The 14,952-nt window shown below is 44.3% G+C and carries 15 protein-coding genes; 3 read left to right on the top strand and 12 right to left on the bottom strand.

The window, feature by feature from the left end; translation table 11 throughout:
* Window positions 1–3: 3 nt before the first annotated feature.
* The 9 genes from OH463_RS13765 to OH463_RS13725 all read right to left on the bottom strand — a co-directional run bounded on the left by OH463_RS13765 (window position 4) and on the right by OH463_RS13725 (window position 6,796).
* Window positions 4–522 carry a TadE/TadG family type IV pilus assembly protein gene (locus tag OH463_RS13765; RefSeq protein ID WP_017817711.1) on the bottom strand — a complete coding sequence of 173 codons (519 nt, stop codon included), beginning with the start codon at window positions 520–522 and terminating at the stop codon, window positions 4–6.
* Window positions 519–983: a TadE/TadG family type IV pilus assembly protein gene (locus tag OH463_RS13760; RefSeq protein ID WP_053052961.1), complete on the bottom strand. Its 465-nt coding sequence runs from the start codon at window positions 981–983 to the stop codon at window positions 519–521. Before OH463_RS13760 ends, OH463_RS13765 begins: the two co-directional genes overlap by 4 nt.
* A 1-nt stretch (window position 984) precedes the next feature.
* Window positions 985–2,247: a TadE/TadG family type IV pilus assembly protein gene (locus OH463_RS13755; protein ID WP_020480864.1), complete on the bottom strand. Its 1,263-nt coding sequence runs from the start codon at window positions 2,245–2,247 to the stop codon at window positions 985–987.
* A 25-nt stretch (window positions 2,248–2,272) separates the two neighbouring features.
* The gene (locus OH463_RS13750; protein ID WP_009707503.1) at window positions 2,273–2,497 is read right to left on the bottom strand and encodes a hypothetical protein; all 225 of its coding nucleotides are present in this window, start codon (window positions 2,495–2,497) and stop codon (window positions 2,273–2,275) included.
* Between the two features lie 12 nt (window positions 2,498–2,509).
* Window positions 2,510–3,976, bottom strand: coding sequence for a type II and III secretion system protein family protein (locus OH463_RS13745; RefSeq protein ID WP_017817708.1), 1,467 nt, complete (start codon window positions 3,974–3,976; stop codon window positions 2,510–2,512).
* Window positions 3,977–3,983: 7 nt separating this feature from the next.
* Window positions 3,984–4,739, bottom strand: a complete 756-nt coding sequence (gene cpaB / locus OH463_RS13740) for a Flp pilus assembly protein CpaB (RefSeq protein ID WP_005449090.1) — start codon at window positions 4,737–4,739, stop codon at window positions 3,984–3,986.
* Window positions 4,740–4,751: 12 nt separating this feature from the next.
* Window positions 4,752–6,065 carry an ATPase AAA gene (locus OH463_RS13735; RefSeq protein ID WP_017817707.1) on the bottom strand — a complete coding sequence of 438 codons (1,314 nt, stop codon included), beginning with the start codon at window positions 6,063–6,065 and terminating at the stop codon, window positions 4,752–4,754.
* A 69-nt stretch (window positions 6,066–6,134) separates the two neighbouring features.
* Entirely contained in the window at window positions 6,135–6,623 is a 489-nt protein-coding gene (locus tag OH463_RS13730; protein ID WP_269991486.1) for an A24 family peptidase, read from the bottom strand.
* On the bottom strand, window positions 6,623–6,796 hold the full coding sequence (locus OH463_RS13725; protein ID WP_005449099.1) for a Flp family type IVb pilin: 174 nt from the start codon (window positions 6,794–6,796) through the stop codon (window positions 6,623–6,625). The genes OH463_RS13730 and OH463_RS13725 overlap by 1 nt, the downstream gene beginning before the upstream one ends.
* Window positions 6,797–7,128: 332 nt before the next feature.
* On the opposite strand from OH463_RS13725, the gene OH463_RS13720 reads away from it, so the two are divergent.
* The gene (locus tag OH463_RS13720; RefSeq protein WP_269991484.1) at window positions 7,129–7,854 is read left to right on the top strand and encodes a helix-turn-helix domain-containing protein; all 726 of its coding nucleotides are present in this window, start codon (window positions 7,129–7,131) and stop codon (window positions 7,852–7,854) included.
* A gap of 153 nt (window positions 7,855–8,007) precedes the next feature.
* The gene (locus OH463_RS13715; protein WP_005449101.1) at window positions 8,008–9,699 is read left to right on the top strand and encodes an AMP-binding protein; all 1,692 of its coding nucleotides are present in this window, start codon (window positions 8,008–8,010) and stop codon (window positions 9,697–9,699) included.
* Between the two features lie 74 nt (window positions 9,700–9,773).
* On the opposite strand, the gene OH463_RS13710 is transcribed toward OH463_RS13715, so the two are convergent.
* Complete coding sequence (locus tag OH463_RS13710) at window positions 9,774–9,983, bottom strand: DUF1127 domain-containing protein (protein WP_050923260.1); 210 nt, start codon at window positions 9,981–9,983, stop codon at window positions 9,774–9,776.
* A 99-nt stretch (window positions 9,984–10,082) separates the two neighbouring features.
* Here OH463_RS13710 and OH463_RS13705 point away from each other — a divergent pair, with 99 nt between their 5' ends.
* On the top strand, window positions 10,083–11,012 hold the full coding sequence (locus OH463_RS13705; protein WP_029790383.1) for a LysR substrate-binding domain-containing protein: 930 nt from the start codon (window positions 10,083–10,085) through the stop codon (window positions 11,010–11,012).
* 120 nt (window positions 11,013–11,132) lie between these two features.
* On the opposite strand, the gene fusA is transcribed toward OH463_RS13705, so the two are convergent.
* On the bottom strand, window positions 11,133–13,223 hold the full coding sequence (gene fusA, locus OH463_RS13700) for an elongation factor G (protein WP_005449112.1): 2,091 nt from the start codon (window positions 13,221–13,223) through the stop codon (window positions 11,133–11,135).
* A gap of 217 nt (window positions 13,224–13,440) precedes the next feature.
* Complete coding sequence (gene radA, locus OH463_RS13695; RefSeq protein WP_005439523.1) at window positions 13,441–14,820, bottom strand: DNA repair protein RadA; 1,380 nt, start codon at window positions 14,818–14,820, stop codon at window positions 13,441–13,443.
* Window positions 14,821–14,952 lie beyond the last annotated feature (132 nt).

Genomic DNA, 14,952 nt, shown 5'->3' with positions numbered 1-14,952 from the left:
CCATCAGCAATTCTCTTTTACGCTAGTGCCTTCTGGTCTTAAAACACCCAAACTTTCAGCAGGCAATATTGTTTCAAAAGCAGGTGTTGTTCCTACAGCATTAATTAAAGCAGCCAAAACAAAAAACTGAAAAGTATAATTAACCGCTCGTGCTCTAACGTATTTAATCTGAGAAAACTGAGAGTTCAATGTTGCACTGTCTGCCGGTGGATTGGACAAAAAACCAGATACGTCGACATTACTGCCGTTGGAATCAAGATACGCTATCTCTAAATTTTCAGCTGTAAAACCAGAAGGATATAAGTCCGAAACTGCAGGCAAGTTTGGGATATCATCTCGATCAGCAATGTAACAAACCGTCGCTAATCGTGCCGCTCTTCTGGTGACCTCATTTACCATCTGAACAGAGAAGAAATAGAGGGCAAATTCCATAATCAAAAACAGCACCAAAATGACAGCAAGTGCAATAATGGAAAACTCTACTTGAGTGACTCCTTTCTGCTTCTTTTTCATTCGAATCATGGTCCAGTCCTCATACTTGAAGATGCCCCGATGCTGAACTGCAAAGACTCACCAGAAAAAGGCAAAGACGAAAATATAGGCACATAATCATATGTAGCTGAAACGGTGACTTGTTTTGTCGCTGCTGTCGGTTGTGTAATCGTGATATCACCTACACCAATATGATCAATTACTGGTGTCCCTCCTCCTGTAGGCTTTCCGTATACAACCACATTTTTGATACTGGACTCATCCGCTATCGCACTAAAGTCTAGCGTGCCGTAAGTATCAACCAGTGCGTACCTTGCACCATTTTGCAGCGCTTTATTTACCTCTGTGTATTGGATAAATGCACGGCATACATCGATAATTAGAACACTCATAATAAGCAATATAGGTAATGCAATAATAAACTCGATGATCGCAAGCCCCCTTTGCGATGCCATGATGTGTTTTGGTGACGAGCTGAATAGCTTTTTCATATCATGACGCTCCCGAGAACGGGTCTTTATACAACTGAATCTTGTACAGCCCTTTATCTGTAGGGTCAGTTCCTGTAGAGCCATTGTTGATCACGCAATCTTCTAAGAATTGACCAAATATTTGGGATTCATTACCTTTTTGCTTCACTTCTTGAAGAAGAAAGAAGCATCCTAACCCCAACACCGTAACTGATTGCTTACCGCCAGTAGTAGAGTCACAATCGATAATCGGAACTCTCAAAATCCTGCGACCACTGGAGCCATCAGCGTCATAATGTGAATTGTTACAAGCTCCACCAGACTCACAACTGGCTAGAGCGGCAACATAATCAGCGTAATAAAAACTACTGTTTTGGAATGTGTTCTCATTAAGATTAGGTGACGGTTCCTCAGTGTATTTATCGCTTTTAACCGTACCACCTTCTTGAGTCGGTCCATTAAACTTACCAAACCTAGTATTAATACCTTGTGCAACAGGTCCAGTCCCTTTACCCGTTTCTGTATCAATGTTATTCCCTATGGTAATGCAGTTGTTTGTAGCACCAGCAAATGCATCACGAACAGCATTTTTACCCGATGTACCAAGGTCCAATAGATGAAAATTACCTGGACCAATTCCTCCACTCTTGTGATCGGCAGGTTTCATTTGGTAAAGCGTGCTAGGAATTCTATCCACGGTAGGATCATAACCAGGTTGCGGAACATAACCCCAAGTTGTATTTGGTGAACTCGTATCAGCACACATAGCTATTGGTGATATGTTGCAAGTATATGTGATAGCAGCACTACGCCCCGCCACAGCACTTGCAGATACGTTTTTATTAATCCCGAAGAGATCACTCAGATACTGCATTAAACCAATATCTGTCACTGCTACTCGGACATAAATGTCATACTCACCTGAGATTGGAGGCGTAAAACTCGCAGCACTCACAAATGTCGATCTATCTGTCGAAAACGTCACAGCAGTATTACTATCTGTGAAGGTTAATTCCGCATTTCCTTCAGACGCTGAAATGCTCGTTAATGTTGCTCTAGCCGCATTCTCAGCCGCTGAAACATTTCCGTTATCATCAACGACAACAGCACCAGCTAGTGCTGCAGCATCAACCGCATTTTGTAAACGCGTTTTGTTTAAGACTTGGTGGTTAAGGTCAATACCAAACGCCGCCATGCCCAATAAAATCAGCAATACCATGCTGATCAACACCAAGGTAATCCCTTTTTGAGTTCGCCTTGTTGCCCTTTGCATTTTCCGTCGCATAGCCCCTCCTAAGTGAGAAAATCACTTAATCATCTTTGGCTACCCCGTTGTTGTCATATACCTCTAAACTGGTCTGCGTACGTTGTCCGCTCCCTTCTGGCAGATACCCAAGATTCTCGTACCATGCTTCCGGATTCAGTGTTTGTTCTGCACGTAGCTGACTAACAGAGATACCAAGCTCAGGGTCATTCGCACAGCCAAACAAGCCGAATGAAGTAAAACAAATGGTCATTATCATTATGTTTTTCATCTTATCCTCCACTTATAGGCTGTGCCCGAATTTGCCCTCAGAGCCACCTTCTGACGAACCGTATTGATCAAAACGATTGTTTGTTTCTTCTTCTCTAATTTCATTGAGTTGGTATCGATCAAAATCCAACTCGGCACCTTTACCTAACAGATAAAACTCCACATCGTTAGGACTAACAAAACCATCCGTCGGCAAGGTAATTCGACGGCGGTCAATTGGGGTCGCGAGCCTTGGTGTCACTAAAATAACAAGCTCGGTTTCACCGGATGTAAACTCTTCACTCTTGAACAGTCGACCTAGAACAGGAAGATCACTCGCTCCAGGGATACCATCAGCAACATTACGCGCGTTTTCACTCAATAAGCCTGCAATACCAATGGTCTGCCCATCAGCAAGCTCAATTGTTGTACCTGCGCTTCGTTTAGTAATTGGCGGGATAAAGAAAGTCGCATTGACTTCATTCGGGTTGAAGGTCAATACACCAGAGTTGGAGATTTCACTGACGTTGACATTCATCTTCAAGTTAATACGCTTATCGCTAAGGATGTACGGCACGAAATCGAGTTGAACACCGTATTCTTTGTAGTCAATTGTGATGCCATCTTCATTTGGTACTGGGATAGGAAATTCACCACCAGCAACAAATTCGGCTTGTGTTCCACTCAAAGCAGTAAGGCTTGGCTCGGCAAGGACTTTTGCAACACCATTTTGTCTGGCAACGTCTAATGCAAACGTAAACAGTGTATTGCTATCGATGAATGAACCAAGGAAACCAAAATCTTCCACTGTTGGCACGTTCAAAATAGGACCGATATTATCGATACCGCCACCAGCAGTGGTTGCTCCCCATGTAAAGTCGCCACTCTTTTGAAAGAAATGAAAGTTTGAGTCAAAACGACGAACCAGTGTGCGTTGAACTTCAGCTACCGTCACTTCAAGCGTCACTTGCTGTGCGCCACCAATGCTCAAGAGATTGATCACCATACTGTCATCTCTTGTATCATCCTCATCTTCTTTTTCATCCGCGGCATCACCTGCTGCAAACGTTTCTGCAATCTTGACGGCGATATCCATATTTTGCTGATTGCTGACTAAGCCCCTTAGTACCACTTTTTCCTGCGCACTGTGGACCTCAATACTTTCGTCTGGGAGGAATTGGTAGAGTTTCGATTTCAACGTGTTGAGATCATGGGTCACTTCGACATTAAACTGCTCAATTAAACGTCCTCTGCTATCCCAAACTGAAACGTTCGTGGTGCCAAGCTTTTTACCGACTAAAAATAGCTCGTTGGAACGCAAAACAATAATGTCTAATACCTCAGGGTCCCCTAATGTCACCTTTTTCGCCTTACCAGAAATAATTAACTGGGTTGACTGGTGATGAGCAACACTCACCACTTTCCCTGACTGCGCCGGTGCTGCATTCACAGACAAGCTGACAAAAAGTAACTGGCTAATGAGTAATATTATTCTTTTCATAAATCACCTAATTACTGACTCGGACATTGGATGCCTGAGATCCCTTAATAATGGTCACACTAGGTCGCGGTGTGTATTTTCGTGCAACGGGTGGTTTATCGACTTCATGAGGGTTGCGTAAAGCAAGCTGAATCGTGCCTTTGCTGTTTTCGGATAGCAGCTTTTCCGCCTCTTTCGGTGTCACTTCTAACGTCACAGCACGCACGATTACAGGTTTGTTATCATTGGTTTTCGCGGTTTGGTCTACGGCTAGAACTTTGATGTTTTTTAAGACTGTTTTGGTGGAAGCGTTTTTGCCTTTACCAGAACTGATGGTATTGAGAATATCGACTTTATTCCCAGGCAAAAGGAAACCGGCAACCCCAATAACGTCATTAACTCGAATAGTAATCGCACGTTTGTTCTCTGGGATTAATGCAGCGAGCGTCGCCCCTTCTCCCGGCTGAGCAAGTCGATTTGGATTCACCATTTCTCCTGAATAGATGGTGTTTGCAACAATGCGACCAACCGCTTGCTCCGGTACTTTTAATGTTTCTTCTTTAATCCAATCCACTTCCATCAATTTGGTGGTTAGGTGCTTTGCTTCTAAAACAGTGCCAGGCTCTAGTTCCATCGCAGCCACCAGTACCGGATGTCTTTCGACTTCTTCGAGTTCTACTGTTGGTTGGTTTTGACCATCAATCCATTGTTTTGCAATCAAAACAGCGGCAAGACCAAACACAATGGAGAGCAGCAATAACATGACAACTTGAGTCTTACTCATAACTAAATCTCCCTATTCATCCACTGTAAAATACAGCGCCCAAGCTCGGGTTAACGTGTCTGGAGAGACAAGCTTCTTTTTATCTTCAAACACTAAAATATCGCGACTGATTCCCAACAAATCTTTCGGTAAACAAGGGAAGAAAGGAACATGATTGTCGCGGTGTAATTGATGTAATGTGTCAAAAAAATCAGGACCAAGTGCCATCTTGAGGTCGCCAGATAAAGACAACCACAGAGCTTTGTAGTCTTCAGGGCTCAAAGGCTTAAACTCTATTTTGTAACCGAGTCGACGCAAGAAGGCTGGATCGGCCAACTGGCTCGGTGCAAAGTTAGAAGAGAAGGCTAATGTCAGCATGAAAGGAACAGTGACTTGTTGACCATTGGGAAGTGCTAGGTGGTCGAATAAATATTCCATCGGAACAATCCAACGGTTTAACAACGCGTCAACTGGCATAGCTTGGCGACCTAAATCATCAATGACGAGAATTCCGTTGTTAGCCATCATCTGCAGAGGGGCATTCCAGACCCGATTATGCTCACTATGGTTAACTTCCAGCATGTCCATGGTGAGCTCGCCACCAACTTGAATATTTGGTCGCTCACATAAAACCCAACGCTTGTCGTAATGGGTTTCAAGCTTTACAAACACTTTGGAATGAGAGTTATCCAGTCGGCGATGGTGTTGCTCAGAGAAGACTTTAATGATGTTGCCGTCTGCATAAACTGCATAAGGGATGAACACGGATGTACTCATGGCATTGAGAACTCTCGCAGCGACAAAACTTTTACCCGTACCAGCATGTCCATATAACAACATTGCTCGACCTGAATTGATGGCAGGACCTAGAATGGGGATTAGACGCTCAGAGCCAAAAACATCTGAAAGTGCGCGCTCAACATCGGCACGAGTAATGGGATGCTTGCGAAGATCTTGCCCTTCGACCACCTCCCAATATTCTTCCAAGGAAACGGGTATCGGACCAACATAGGCATCTTTTCTAAACGCAATATCGGCTTCCGCCAGACCAAGCTCTGTCAGGCTATATCGAACGTTTGTGTAGGTGTTGCTGAGCTTGTCACTGGTCGGTTGATAGACCTCAACCCAACTGCGCTTTCTCAGTTGTGCTAGCGCTAAATCTACAATCGTGGAGACCACTCCCAACCGTTGAGTCAACTCGACTAAATCGATTTTAGGATATGCAGACAAGTGTTTTAACACTAAATTTTCGACAACCGAAACTGGTATGCCAAGCCCTTCAATATTTGATGGGACTTTCGGCGGCGTTATTTGCGGCACAAGTTTTTCCCAATACACAGACCCCATTACAATTCCCCTCTGTACGTTGCCTAGTCAACTGAATATCTAACGCCAGTCTTTGTAATTTTTGTTGTTTTAATGTGTGTAGGAGAAATACGCTAATCCAATAACGATTACAGGTGCGAAAGGAATAACCAGCGGTTGTGCCGATTTCAATCCGGGAGTCACTTTGTATAAGCAATATCCCTTCACTTGATCTGAAAACTTCACGTAGGAGGATGAAACATGGAGAGCTAAGTAAAATAAGCTCACCACTCCTCCAGCAAGAATGATTCCGATAGATGCGTCCCCTAAATTACTCAACCCTATCCAAGCCCCTAATACGGCGAGTAACTTAACATCTCCTCCAGCCATTACTTTAAACAGATAAAGAACAAAGCAGACTGCAAACGCAACCAACCCGCCATAGAAATGATCTAGACTATTAGTACTAGGACTGAGTAATGCGCTTGCAGCAACAACGATTAACAGCAATAAAACGGCTTTGTTTGGTATCCGATGCTTTTGCGCATCAGACACGCCTATCGCAAAAAGTAATGACCAAATGACAATCTCTAGCGTCATTACGAATTGTTGATTTGAGATGCCACTGATGTGAACTTACCAGACAGCGTAGTCCAGAAGCCTGATGTCAAAAATGCAGTCACAATAAGTGCAGCACCTAGGATGTACTCAAGTAGAGTTAGACCTTCTTCATCTTCCATGAAGTCCTTGATTAGGTTGCGAAAGTTTTCCATAAGATATCCCCTTTTTAATGATTCTCGCTCGTTGATGACTCGGCTTACATGTGCGCCTAAATCATGTCTAAACCTTAGTCATCGAAAAATTGGGGAGTTAGGACTTTCTTGCCAAGCACTAGCACTTTCTTGCTAGAGAGGGCAACAAAATGCATTTGTAGCAAATGTGAGACACTCACTACATCAATATGTGACACCTTTCACACTTGCAGGATATCTATATAAGCCTAAGCTTAATAAACGAAAGGTTTAGTTTTTAGCCTCACGGATCGAGGTTAGTTGAAGCCTTTTACGATCGACCTTCGGCAAAGTTCAAAATAAATGGAAGCAACATGACAGAACTTATAAAGGCCTACTGGATTGGAGACGCTCCTCAATCCCTGCCCAACACCTTTCGCTCAGTATTAGAGAGTACCTTCACCCTGATTAAGAGTGGTGATGACGTCTCGGTATTGAGTGACAGAGCATTCACTTATTTCTTTTACTGCCAATCATCAGAACACCATAGACCTCAGAAAAGCCTCCTTACTCTTTGCAAGAACCTTGATAAAAAGCTTATCGTGATCCATCAAGGTCAGCAGGAAAGCAATTTGCCACCAGAGCATATTGTGGCTGAATATCATCGCGTAGAAATGGACTCGACGTACGAGTGGATATCTCAAGTCAAACTCAAATACTTTTCTCCTGAAAATTTCGATGAACAATTTCTTTCGTCGGAGAGCGCTTTAACTAAAAACGGTAAGTCTAATTTTGTCGATGTTGTCCACTATATCGCGAACAATGTACACAAAGATCTAAGAGAGGAAGAAGCCGCAGCACTTTGCCATTATTCCCCGAATTACTTTTCTAAACTCTTTCACCAAAAAGTTGGAATGTGTTTTCGCGATTACATCACGGAAAAGCGCATCTCTCTTGCCAAGAAAATGCTTACAGAAGAAGACTCAATGAAAATTGCCTATATTGCGTATCAATGCGGCTACCGTGACGTCTCGTATTTTTCTCGCATCTTCAAAAAGAAAACTGGACTTTCACCCGCAAGCTATCGGCAACAGTTTTAAAGAATGACGACTTGGGCAACTTTGCCTTCTCTAACGTAACCTTTCCCACAGATTTCATCAAAATGCATTCCCGTATAATGATTTAACATGCTAAAGTTAACAATGTTTTAACAACTATAAATACAAACGAGAGAAGACATGGAGTCATCTACAATGAATCAGCCTAACCTAGAACAGACCGCTGGTTGCGCTCTCCCGCCGCCAAATGAAATGATCCTTAAATGGGCAGAGGAACGCCCAAATGAGGTTTACTTAAAACAAATCATTAATCGACAGTTTGTTGAATTTACTTATGCCGAGGTCGCCGATAAGGCGCTTAAACTGGTTACCGCTCTGCGCAACTTGGGTGTTCAACCCGGTGAAAAAGTCGCATTGGTTTCGAAGAACTGTGCCGAATGGTTTATCTGCGATTTAGCCATGATGCTTGGCGACTACGTGAGTGTGCCAATTTTCCCGACAGCTGGCGCTGACACCATTGAGTACTGTGTTACCCACAGCGAAAGTAAAGCACTGATTGGCGGTAAGTTAGATGATCCAGCGGCAACGCAACAAGTAATCGATTCAATGCCAGATTTAATTAGCATTGCACTTCCTTACGATACTGCGCCGAAATGCCAATATCAGTTTACTGAGATTATTGCCGACGTAGAGCCAAGCGCAGAGCGTCCACAACACCATGATGACAAGCTTATGTCTCTCGTGTACACCTCAGGTACGTCAGGGCTGCCGAAAGGGGCAATGCTGACATACGGCGCGTTCAGTTGGTCTGTTCAACAACTGATCAATCACATTGGCATCCAAGAAAACGATCGATTGTTCTCTTATTTACCACTCGCTCATATCACAGAACGAGTTTACATCTTCGGTTCATCAATTATGGGTGGCGTAACAACGGCTTTCCCTGAGTCACTCGATACTTTCATTGAAGATGTCAAAATGCATCGCCCGACACTCTTCATCTCTGTACCGCGATTGTGGACACTGTTCCAGCAACGTATTCAAGACAAACTTCCTCAGAAAAAGCTCAATATCCTGCTGAAGATCCCATTCGTTAATTCACTGATTAAGAAGAAATTGGCTGATGGTCTCGGCTTGGATCAAGCCCGCGTCCTTGGTTGTGGTTCTGCCCCAGTGTCGCCAGCACTGCTTGAGTGGTACCGCAGTGTTGGTCTAAACATCACTGAAGCTTGGGGGATGACAGAGTCTTTCGCCTACAGCACACTAAACTACCCATTCCGCGCCGATAAGATTGGCTCTGTGGGCAATGCCGGACCAGGTATTGAACTTAAGATCGCTGACGATGATGAGATCATGGTTCGCGGCAAAGGGCTGTTCTCTGGCTACTACAAAAATGACATCGCGACACAAGAGTCGTTTGACTCAGAAGGATGGCTTCACACTGGTGACATCGGTTCAATAGATGCGGATGGTTACCTCACCATTCAAGGTCGTAAAAAAGACACCTTCAAAACTGCCAAAGGTAAGTTTGTTGCTCCGGTTCCTATCGAGAAGAAACTGTTTGAGTATAGCCGCGTCGAAATGATGTGTTTGATCGGCTTAGGCTTGCCAGCACCCATTTTATTAGTTGTGCCACATGACTTCCCGAACTTTGATAAAGAACGTTACGCCCGCACCACACGCAAGGTTGTCGCTCGCATGAACCAAGAACTTGAATCGCACGAGCAAATCAAAGGGGTGTTGATGATCCAAGACCCGTGGAGTATTGAAAACGGCATTCTAACACCGACCTTGAAGATCAAACGCCACGTTCTTGAGCAGAAATATCATGAAATCGGACACAACTGGCCAAAAGGCGAACTGGTTGTATGGGAAGAAGATTTATAATCTCTTACTCACACTCCGAGAACCAACAATTCAAACGCTCCCATAAAGGGAGCGTTTTTCATTTTCGACGATGATCAATCACGCCAAAATGGTTTCTGAATTTCCTTTTGGACTTCAGTTTCGTTGTAGCCGATATCATCCAAAAGGTGGGGAGGTAACTCAGACAAATGACGGCGTGTACGGTAGTTTTTTCTCCATACGGCTAATTTAGAAAAGATATACTGAACTAAGCTCTTGCGTGGCTTCGATGCTAAGTGACCACAGGTTTGCGTTGCATTGTTCATATATCCTCCTTGATTCATTCACATTGACCACTTAATAATCAGTGACTACCCTGTTATTCTCAAACGATAGAATCTGACATTGAGTTAAGGAAAACTAATGTGAAAGAACGTATGCCTCCGCTACAAGGGCTGTATTATTTCTACATCGCGGCAAAGGAAGGCAGTTTTAAAGCGGCTGCCAAATACTTATTTGTCACACCAGCAGCGATTAGCCAACAGATACGTCAATTGGAAGAGTTTCTGGGTACCGACTTGTTTGTGCGCCAACATCGAAAGATACTGCTCACCGCAGAAGGCGACTTGCTGTTTGCCCAAGCCGAACGAGGTTTCAATCACCTCCAACAGGGTGTGCGATTAATTAACCAAGATCCCAACCCAAATCATCTCTCCATCTCAACACTGCCTTCTTTTGCTCATCATTGGTTAGTACCAAGGATTGCTGCATTTCGACAACGACATCCAGATATCTCGCTACTCATGGAGCCAACGAATGAACTGGTTTCATTTCAAGATAGCCAGATAGATCTCTGTGTCCGTTATGGCCATGGATACTACCCGAATCTGGAATCACAATGGCTGATGGATGAAGTATTCTACCCTGCCTGCCATCCTATCTACCAAAAAGAACATGGTATCTACAGCGTCCAAGATTTAAATAAAGCAGAGTTGATCGAAGATTTATGGCCGGACTTAGACTGGAATATGTGGCTCAACACATTAGGTCATAAAGCGGCAAAACCAACGCTCAAGTACAGTGGCTCGCATTTGGTTTTAGAAGGTGCTCTTTCGTTGCAAGGCGTAGCGTTGGTCAAGCACAGCTTGGCTTATCGATACATCCAAGAAGGAAAACTGGTAAGAATTGGTGACATAGGCATTCAGCCTAAGTATGCCTATTACCTTTGCGCGCCGACAGGATATTTGAAGCGTCAAAAAACACAGTTATTTAGTCAATGGATAAAAGAAGAGATTGCTGAATTTGAACGCAGTACCGTTCGAGACTTTGAAACGATTCAATTAAAAGAAGAATGAAGTAAGCAATAAATTTTGGAAAACATCAGCTCCGTTCAGATAGACAAGTAAACAGATGCTAGATAGTAAAAAGCCCCGCACTAGGCGGGGCTTTGATGTCTTACAGAGTTAACTTAAGAATTACTTCTTAGCGTTACGCTCTTTAACGTCAGCAATTACTTGCTCAGCAACGTTGTTTGGACATGGCGAGTAGTGTGAGAACTCCATAGAGAACTGACCACGGCCAGAAGTCATAGTACGTAGAGTACCGATGTAACCGAACATTTCTGATAGAGGTACATCACCCTTGATACGTACGCCAGTAGTACCAGCTTGTTGGTCTTTGATCATACCACGACGACGGTTAAGGTCACCGATTACGTCACCAACGTGATCTTCTGGAGTGAACACGTCAACTTTCATGATTGGCTCAAGAAGTTGCGCGCCAGCTTTAGGCATAGACTGACGGAATGCGCCTTTAGCAGCGATTTCGTAAGCGATAGCTGAAGAGTCAACTGCGTGGAAGCCACCGTCGAATAGTTCAACTTCTACGTCTAGAGTTGGGAAGCCAGCTAGAACACCGTGTTCCATCATGCTAGCGAAGCCTTTCTCTACTGCAGGCCAGAATTCTTTAGGTACGTTACCACCAACAACTGTTGATTTGAACGTGAAGCCTGAACCAGTTTCGCCTGGTTTGATACGGTAGTCGATCTTACCGAACTGACCAGAACCACCAGACTGCTTCTTGTGCGTGTAGCTGTCTTCGATTGCTTGAGTGATTGTTTCACGGTAAGCAACTTGAGGAGCACCTACTTCTAGCTCAACGCCGTAAGTACGTTTTAGGATATCTACTTTGATATCTAGGTGAAGTTCACCCATACCACGTAGGATAGTTTCGCCAGATTCTTCATCAGTCTCTACTTGGAATGATGGATCTTCTGCAACCATCTTACCGATCGCGATACCCATCTTCTCGCTGCCGCCTTTATCTTTAGGCTTAACTGCGATAGAGATTACTGGATCTGGGAAGATCATTGGTTCTAGAGTACATTCGTGCTTAGGATCACATAGAGTGTGACCAGTTTGAACGTTCTTCATACCAACTACAGCGATGATGTCACCAGCTTGAGCTGAATCGATTTCGTTACGCTCGTCTGCGTGCATCTCAACCATACGGCCGATACGCTCAGTTTTACCAGTTGCAGAGTTAAGGATTGTGTCACCCTTCTTCATGCGGCCTGAGTAAACGCGGATAAACGTTAGAGCACCGAAGCGGTCGTCCATGATCTTGAACGCAAGCGCTTTTAGTGGCTCGTCTGCAGATACTTTTGCTACTTCGCCAGTTGGCTCACCAGTTTCTGAATCTGTTAGAGGCTGTGGATCAACTTCTGTTGGTGATGGTAGGTAATCTACTACCGCGTCAAGAATAAGTTGGATACCTTTGTTCTTGTACGCTGAACCACAGTAAGTTGGGAAGAATGCTAGGTCACGTGTACCTTTACGGATACAACGTTTGATGTCTTCTAGAGATGGCTCTTCGCCTTCTTCTAGGTAAGCCATCATTAGATCTTCGTCTTGCTCTAGAGCAGTTTCGATTAGCATTTCACGGTATTCAGCCGCTTTCTCAACTAGATCAGCAGGGATGTCTTGAACTTCGTAGTTCTCTGGCTGGCCAGACTCGTCCCATACGTAAGCTTGTTGGCTTAGTACGTCAACAACACCTACGAAATCTTCTTCGATACCGATAGGTAGAGTCATTACTAGTGGAGTAGCACCTAGAACGTTTTGTACTTGGTCAACAACTTTGTAGAAGTCTGCGCCCATACGGTCTAGTTTGTTAACGAAGATCAGACGAGATACGTGTGATTCGTCAGCGTAACGCCAGTTAGTTTCTGACTGAGGCTCAACACCACCAGAACCACAGAATACACCGATACCACCGTCAAGTACTTTTAGAGAACGGTAAACTTCGATAGTGAAGTCAACGTGTCCAGGAGTATCGATGATGTTTAGACGGTGATCGTTCCAGAAACAAGTTGTTGCTGCAGACTGGATTGTGATACCACGCTCAGCTTCCTGCTCCATGAAGTCAGTAGTAGTTGAACCGTCGTGAGTGTCACCGATCTTATGGATCTTACCAGTTAGCTTTAGGATACGCTCTGTAGAGGTAGTTTTACCCGCGTCTACGTGAGCAAAAATACCAATGTTTCTGTATTTTGATAAATCAGTCATTGTCTTACTCTGTTAATAAGGTATAAAGTGCGCGCAGAGTATATCACATTCTGTCAATACTGATACCCTTGCGTGCGGATGGAAGAAAAAAAATTTTAACGTCGATTTTCCGTCCTCAAATAATAGTCAAACTTCGCAATATGTGTGCTTAATTCGACAATAATGAGGACAGATTCAACATTATTGTTACCCCTAGAATTGGGGCACAAGATAGCGTTTACAACTCATCAAATGCTTCGATAGCTTCCGATAGTTTTTTCACGCCGTGGATTTGCATACCAGGAATACCGCCCTTGGGCATATTCGCTGCAGGAACGATTGCTTTCTTAAAGCCGTGCTTAAACGCTTCATTCAAACGCTCTTGCCCACTTGGTACAGGTCGAATCTCACCCGCCAAGCCCACTTCCCCAAACACCACCACATCTTTTGGTAGTGGACGGTCGCGGAAACTCGATAAAAGCGCCATAACTAACGCAAGGTCAGCACTGGTCTCTGTGACTTTGACGCCACCAACGACATTCACAAATACATCTTGGTCTGCCATTTGTAGACCACCATGCTTATGCAGTACCGCTAGTAATAAAGAGAGACGGTTTTGTTCTAAGCCAACCGCGACACGACGTGGGTTTGCCAGTTGTGAATAGTCTACTAGCGCTTGAATCTCTACTAGTAGAGGGCGCGTACCTTCCCAAACAACCATCACGGAGGAACCCGACGTCTCCTCTTCACCACGAGAAAGGAAGATCGCCGATGGGTTGTTCACTTCTTTTAACCCTTGCCCTGTCATGGCAAAAACACCGAGCTCGTTCACTGCACCAAAACGGTTTTTGTGACTACGAAGCGTACGGAAACGGCTATCAGTCCCACCATCTAGCAACACGGAGCAGTCAATAATGTGCTCAAGTACTTTAGGTCCCGCAAGGGTACCATCTTTTGTTACGTGACCAACAATAAAGACAGCAACATTGTTTTGCTTTGCGTAACGCGTCAAGGCGGTTGCCGATTCACGTACTTGAGCGACACTCCCCGGTGAGGATTGAACATCAGAAACGTGCATAACCTGTATCGAGTCGATAACCATAATGCGTGGTTGCTCTTTCTCTGCAATTTGACAGATCTTATCGACATTCGTTTCTGACAGCATCTTTAAATGCTCTTTTGGCAAACCAAGACGGGAAGCACGCATCGCAACTTGCTGAAGTGATTCCTCACCCGTTACGTACAGCGTAGGCATTTGCGCCGACAACAAACACATGGTTTGTAGAAGTAACGTTGACTTACCTGCCCCTGGGTTACCACCAATCAAAATCGCCGCACCAGGAACCACACCACCGCCAAGTACACGATCGAGTTCTTTAAACCCACTGGTGAAACGCGGTACTTCTTGCAGATCAATCTCGGAAAGCGTCTGAACTTTTGATTCCGTCGCTGAGCCTGCATAACCAGATAAGCGTTCATTGCGCGCTACCGTTGGCGATGCAGCAATACGAACTTCAGTAATCGTGTTCCATGCACCACACGCATTACACTGCCCCTGCCAACGTGGGAAATCTGCGCCACAATCATTACAAACATACGCTCGTTTTGCTTTCGCCATGATGCCTCGATCTTTTCAACACTCGGTTTTTTCAACAAATGTGACCAAACACTGCCATGTCTGACCTTATTGGACATGAACTCTTGATATACTCAAGTTTTGCTTTGCTTAGCCGATATAATTCGAATAACG

The organism is Vibrio sp. NFR, from assembly GCF_027587095.1.
Classification (GTDB): domain Bacteria; phylum Pseudomonadota; class Gammaproteobacteria; order Enterobacterales; family Vibrionaceae; genus Vibrio; species Vibrio harveyi.
The sequence above is the reverse complement of the archived record's forward strand: the minus strand, read 5'-3'. Positions and strand labels throughout refer to the sequence as shown.

Coding starts and splice junctions, on each gene's coding strand:
- cpaB (WP_005449090.1), bottom strand. CDS start 4,739: ATGAGTAAGACTCAAGTTGTCATGTTATTGCTGCTCTCCATTGTGTTT.
- fusA (WP_005449112.1), bottom strand. CDS start 13,223: ATGACTGATTTATCAAAATACAGAAACATTGGTATTTTTGCTCACGTA.
- OH463_RS13710 (WP_050923260.1), bottom strand. CDS start 9,983: ATGAACAATGCAACGCAAACCTGTGGTCACTTAGCATCGAAGCCACGC.
- OH463_RS13720 (WP_269991484.1), top strand. CDS start 7,129: ATGACAGAACTTATAAAGGCCTACTGGATTGGAGACGCTCCTCAATCC.
- OH463_RS13735 (WP_017817707.1), bottom strand. CDS start 6,065: ATGGGGTCTGTGTATTGGGAAAAACTTGTGCCGCAAATAACGCCGCCG.
- OH463_RS13730 (WP_269991486.1), bottom strand. CDS start 6,623: ATGACGCTAGAGATTGTCATTTGGTCATTACTTTTTGCGATAGGCGTG.
- radA (WP_005439523.1), bottom strand. CDS start 14,820: ATGGCGAAAGCAAAACGAGCGTATGTTTGTAATGATTGTGGCGCAGAT.
- OH463_RS13760 (WP_053052961.1), bottom strand. CDS start 983: ATGAAAAAGCTATTCAGCTCGTCACCAAAACACATCATGGCATCGCAA.
- OH463_RS13765 (WP_017817711.1), bottom strand. CDS start 522: ATGATTCGAATGAAAAAGAAGCAGAAAGGAGTCACTCAAGTAGAGTTT.
- OH463_RS13715 (WP_005449101.1), top strand. CDS start 8,008: ATGAATCAGCCTAACCTAGAACAGACCGCTGGTTGCGCTCTCCCGCCG.
- OH463_RS13725 (WP_005449099.1), bottom strand. CDS start 6,796: ATGGAAAACTTTCGCAACCTAATCAAGGACTTCATGGAAGATGAAGAA.
- OH463_RS13750 (WP_009707503.1), bottom strand. CDS start 2,497: ATGAAAAACATAATGATAATGACCATTTGTTTTACTTCATTCGGCTTG.
- OH463_RS13745 (WP_017817708.1), bottom strand. CDS start 3,976: ATGAAAAGAATAATATTACTCATTAGCCAGTTACTTTTTGTCAGCTTG.
- OH463_RS13755 (WP_020480864.1), bottom strand. CDS start 2,247: ATGCGACGGAAAATGCAAAGGGCAACAAGGCGAACTCAAAAAGGGATT.